The following is a 4578-nucleotide window of genomic DNA, read 5'->3' on the forward strand; positions in this document are numbered from 1 at the left end:
CGGGAGAGGGGACATGACGGCTCGTGCTACTCCGCCGTTCCTTTTTTGTTCTTGACAAAATTCCTCACCCCTTCATACTCCCGCTCGTCTTTTTCGTGAGGGGGCGCTTCATGAGGCGTCTTGGAGCGGAAGGAGATGCGGCGCCTGCGGGTGAAGGTGGACGTAACCTTCGCACTCGGGTGGTCGGGGGTAACCGTCCGACCCCACTACGGGGGTCTGCCGCTAGCGCGGCTGGACGTGGTGCGGGTGAAGACAGGGAAACCTGTCGGATGAACATCCTGCGGGATGTTGCCCAGTACCCGGAAGAACGGTCCTTCGGCCAATAGAACGTCGCGGTGGCGCGCCGTAAGGCGTTGCGCGGCTTGGGCTTGCTGGCGATCCAGCTTGCACGGGCAGCGATCAGTCCACCCTTCGCGCCTTACGGCGTGCCGCCTCCCCTCATGTTGCGAGGGGAGAAATGCTCACACCTCGGACGCCCCCAGGGCGCCGCGAGATCGCGTATTCGTGCGTCACCACAAGGGGACAGATGCCTCAGGCTCCCGCGCTTCTATTTCGTTCGCTCAGGCCCGCGGCTATCAAGGCGACATGACCGTGTCCTCGATTCGCGCACCCGTTCGCATCATCGGCATCGATCCCGGCCTGCGCCGCACCGGCTGGGGCGTCATCGAATCCGAAGGCAACCGGCTGGTCTATATCGCCTGCGGTTCGGTGGAGCCGCCGGAGACGGCGCCGCTGGCCATCCGCCTGCTCGGCATCCATGAAGGCCTCACCAAGGTGCTGCATGAGTTTCAGCCGACGGAAGCCGCCGTCGAGCAGACCTTCGTCAACAAGGACGGTGCGGCGACGCTGAAACTCGGCCAGGCGCGCGGCATCGCCATGATGTCGCCGGCGATGTTCGGCATCGATGTCGCCGAATATATGCCGAACCTCGTCAAGAAAACGGTGGTCGGCGCCGGCCATGCCGACAAGAACCAGATCCAGGTGATGCTGAAAATCCTGCTGCCCAAGGCCGAATTCAAACGCGCGGACGCGGCCGATGCGCTGGCCATCGCCATCACGCATGCGCATCACCGCACCAGCGCGATGCTGCGCAAGGCGGTGGGCGTATGATCGGCAAGCTCAAGGGCCTCATCGATTCCTATGGCGAGGATTATGTGATCCTCGACGTGCAGGGCGTCGGCTATCAGGTGCATTGCTCCGCGCGCACGCTGCAGGCCTTGCCGCAGGCCGGCGAAGCTGCCGTGCTCTCGATCGAGACCTATGTCCGTGAAGATCAAATAAAACTGTTCGGCTTCCGCTCCGACATGGAGCGCGAATGGTTTCGCCTGCTGCAGACCGTGCAGGGCGTTGGCGCCCGTGTGGCACTTGCCGTGCTCTCGACTTTGCCGCCGGCCGAACTCGCCAATGCCATCGCGCTGCGCGACAAGGCTGCGATCGCACGTACGCCAGGCGTCGGCCCGAAGGTGGCCGAACGCATCGTCTCGGAATTGAAGGACAAGGCACCAGCCTTCGCCTCGGTCGATCCTGTCGTCGCCCAGCTCGCAGGCGCCGTCGCCGATGACAACGCGCCACGCGCGGTCAGCGATGCCATCTCCGCGCTCGTCAATCTCGGCTACGGCCAGCCGCAGGCGTCTGCCGCTGTGGCTGCCGCATCGCGCAGCGCAGGCGAGGGCGCCGAGACGGCGATGCTGATCCGGCTCGGGTTGAAGGAGCTGGCGAAGTGACCACGCCTCCTGATCGCCTCATCACCTCCGAGCGCCGCTCCGACGATGTCGGCGACACCGTGCTGCGTCCGCAGGCGCTGTCCGATTTTGTCGGTCAGGCCCAGGCGCGCGCCAATCTGCAGATCTTCATCGACGCCGCCCGCAAGCGCGGCGAGGCGCTGGATCATACGCTGTTCGTCGGTCCGCCCGGCCTCGGCAAGACCACGCTGGCGCAGATCGTCGCCCGCGAACTCGGTGTCGGCTTTCGCGCCACGTCCGGGCCTGTGATCGCAAAGGCCGGCGATCTCGCAGCACTGCTCACCAATCTCGAAGAACGCGACGTGCTGTTCATCGACGAGATCCATCGCCTCAGCCCGAATGTCGAGGAGGTCCTCTATCCCGCGATGGAGGACTTTCAACTCGACCTCATCATCGGCGAAGGCCCGGCCGCGCGCTCGGTGAAGATCGAGCTGGCGAAATTCACGCTGGTCGGCGCGACGACGCGTGCGGGCCTGCTCACCAATCCGCTGCGCGACCGTTTCGGCATTCCGCTGCGGCTGAATTTCTACACCATCGACGAACTCGAAAAGATCGTCACGCGCGGCGCCCGCGTCTTGCAGATCGGCATGACGCCCGAAGGCGCCAACGAAATCGCCCGCCGCGCCCGCGGTACGCCGCGTATCGCTGGCCGCCTCTTGCGCCGCGTCCGCGATTTCGCTTCGGCGGCCGATGCGGCTGCCATCGATCGCAAGATCGCTGATCATGCGCTCAGCGCGCTCGAAGTCGACAGCGCCGGCCTCGACGCGATGGACCGCCGCTATCTCACCACCATCGCCATGAACTATGGCGGCGGCCCGGTCGGCGTCGAGACGATGGCGGCCGCTCTGTCCGAACCACGCGATGCCATTGAGGACATTATCGAGCCCTATCTGATCCAGTGCGGCTATCTCCAGCGCACTCCGCGCGGCAGATTGCTGACATCGCATGCGTTCAAGCATCTGGGACTGGCGGAGCCGAAACGGGATATGGGGCAGGCGGGGCTGTTTGGCGGCGAGGACGAGTAGGAGTCGCCAAAACTTCGGCGTTCTGTTATCTTCCTCGAATGAGTTCACCTGCAGAAAAAGTCGCTGAAGCGCTCGAACTTCTTCCAGAGGATATCCGGGAGGAAGCTGCGGATTATCTTCTGTCCCAGGCGCAAAAATTCCAAGCCCTGAAGCAAGCCATCGATGAAGGGATGGCCGATGTCGAGGCGGGGCGTGTGCGCTTGTGGAATTTGGAAGAATTTCTGGCCGAGGCTCGCGAGCACGTAAAGTAGGTCGAGATGTTGAAGCTCGCTATTGCGCAGCGGGCACGACGTGACATGTTGTCCATCCATACTTATCTCGCCGAAAGAAGCCCTGCAGCTGCTGAACGGACCGTCAGACGGCTCAGCGCTCGTTTTGATGAACTTCTCACATATCCCATGTTAGGCCCTGTTCGTAGTGACCTTCGGCCCGGCCTGCGCGGCTTGCTAATTGATCCATACATCGCATTTTATACTGTGAGGGCGGGGCGAATCGTGATTGTCCGCGTATTGGATAGTCGTATGAATATCAAACGAGAATTCTCTGAATGACCTCTCATCTCGACGGCGCCATCGCCGATGGCGTTCACCGCATGCAGGTGCGGGTCTATTACGAAGACACCGATTTCTCCGGCATTGTCTATCACGCCAATTATCTGCGCTTCATGGAGCGCGGGCGGACCAATTATCTGCGGCTGCTCGGTGCCGACCAGCATGCGCTGTTCGCCGAAGCCGAGAGCGAAGCGCCGGGCTTTGCCTTCGTCGTCCGCGCAATGCAGCTCGATTTTCTCAAGCCATCCAAGATGGACGACCTGCTCGAGGTGCTGACGCGTCCGCTCGATGTGAAAGGCGCCTCTATCACGCTGCATCAGGAAGTGCGCCGTGGCGAAGACCTGCTGCTCGAAGCCAAGGTGAAGGTCGCTTTCGTCTCCGGCGGCCGTGCGCGGCCGATCCCGAAGGCGCTGCGCATCGCGATGAAGGCCGATCAGGTTTAGTGATCGGCCGATAGACGAAACGCCATCGACTCTTCGTCATTCCGGACTACACTTCAGTAAAAAATCGAACCTGAGGTGCCTGATGTCCCGCCCGCCATTCCCGCCCTTCACCCGCGAAACCGCCGCCCAGAAGGCCCGCATGGCCGAGGATGGCTGGAATTCGCGCGATCCGGTGAAGGTTTCGCTGGCCTATACCGAGGACTCGGTCTGGCGTAACCGCGGCGAGTTTTTCCAGGGGCGCCCCGCGATCGTCGAATTCCTCACCCGCAAATGGGCGAAAGAACACGAATATCGCCTGATCAAGGATCTGTGGGCCTTCAGCGACAACCGTATCGCCGTGCGTTTCCAGTACGAATGGCACGACGACGCCGGCACCTGGCATCGCTCTTACGGCAACGAGCAGTGGGAATTCGATGAAGCCGGCCTGATGCGCCGCCGCGAGGCGAGTATCAATGACATCGTGATTACCGAGAAGGATCGCCGTTTCCTGTGGCCGGCGCCGGGCCCGCGTCCCGCGGAAGTCCCCGGCCTCGGCACCGATCCGTTCTGATCAAATCTCGCTGTCGATCACGAATTCGACGCGCTCGGCCACAAAGCGCGAATGCGTGAAATGAAGTGGCGTGCCGTCGGCATCCACATCGAGGGAATCGACGACAAGGATCGGCCGCCCCAGCGCGACGCCGAGCCGCGTCGCATCGGTGGCGTCGATGATGCCTGCCGTGACGCGGGTCGAGGCGCGGCGATAGTCCTTGATATCGTAATGCGCCAGCGCCTTGGTCATCGAGCGCACGCGCTCATAGACCTTGCCGAAATCGGG

At 62.7% G+C, this 4578-nt stretch carries 8 protein-coding genes; 7 read left to right on the forward strand and 1 reads right to left on the reverse strand.

Features of this window, described 5'->3' with window-relative positions:
- Positions 1-585 precede the first annotated feature (585 nt).
- From ruvC to ACIQ2A_RS25555, 7 genes are all read left to right on the forward strand, one after another.
- On the forward strand, positions 586-1110 hold the full coding sequence (gene ruvC, locus ACIQ2A_RS25525) for a crossover junction endodeoxyribonuclease RuvC (RefSeq protein WP_398484800.1): 525 nt from the start codon (positions 586-588) through the stop codon (positions 1108-1110).
- Positions 1107-1724, forward strand: a complete 618-nt coding sequence (gene ruvA / locus ACIQ2A_RS25530) for a Holliday junction branch migration protein RuvA (protein WP_398484803.1) — start codon at positions 1107-1109, stop codon at positions 1722-1724. The genes ruvC and ruvA overlap by 4 nt, the downstream gene beginning before the upstream one ends.
- Positions 1721-2767 carry a Holliday junction branch migration DNA helicase RuvB gene (ruvB, locus tag ACIQ2A_RS25535; protein ID WP_398484805.1) on the forward strand — a complete coding sequence of 349 codons (1047 nt, stop codon included), beginning with the start codon at positions 1721-1723 and terminating at the stop codon, positions 2765-2767. The genes ruvA and ruvB overlap by 4 nt, the downstream gene beginning before the upstream one ends.
- A 38-nt stretch (positions 2768-2805) precedes the next feature.
- Positions 2806-3018 carry a hypothetical protein gene (locus tag ACIQ2A_RS25540; RefSeq protein WP_398484807.1) on the forward strand — a complete coding sequence of 71 codons (213 nt, stop codon included), beginning with the start codon at positions 2806-2808 and terminating at the stop codon, positions 3016-3018.
- Positions 3019-3024: 6 nt separating this feature from the next.
- Positions 3025-3318 (forward strand): type II toxin-antitoxin system RelE/ParE family toxin, encoded by a 294-nt coding sequence (locus tag ACIQ2A_RS25545; RefSeq protein ID WP_398484809.1) that lies wholly within the window; start codon positions 3025-3027, stop codon positions 3316-3318.
- Positions 3315-3761, forward strand: coding sequence for a tol-pal system-associated acyl-CoA thioesterase (ybgC, locus tag ACIQ2A_RS25550; RefSeq protein ID WP_398484811.1), 447 nt, complete (start codon positions 3315-3317; stop codon positions 3759-3761). The genes ACIQ2A_RS25545 and ybgC overlap by 4 nt, the downstream gene beginning before the upstream one ends.
- 82 nt (positions 3762-3843) lie before the next feature.
- On the forward strand, positions 3844-4311 hold the full coding sequence (locus tag ACIQ2A_RS25555; RefSeq protein ID WP_398484814.1) for a DUF1348 family protein: 468 nt from the start codon (positions 3844-3846) through the stop codon (positions 4309-4311).
- Here ACIQ2A_RS25555 and ACIQ2A_RS25560 read toward each other — a convergent pair.
- A partial coding sequence (locus tag ACIQ2A_RS25560; RefSeq protein WP_398484816.1) for a UTRA domain-containing protein occupies positions 4312-4578 on the reverse strand: 267 nt, incomplete at its 5' end.

The organism is Tardiphaga sp. (assembly GCF_044336785.1).
In the GTDB taxonomy this organism is placed as follows: domain Bacteria; phylum Pseudomonadota; class Alphaproteobacteria; order Rhizobiales; family Xanthobacteraceae; genus Tardiphaga.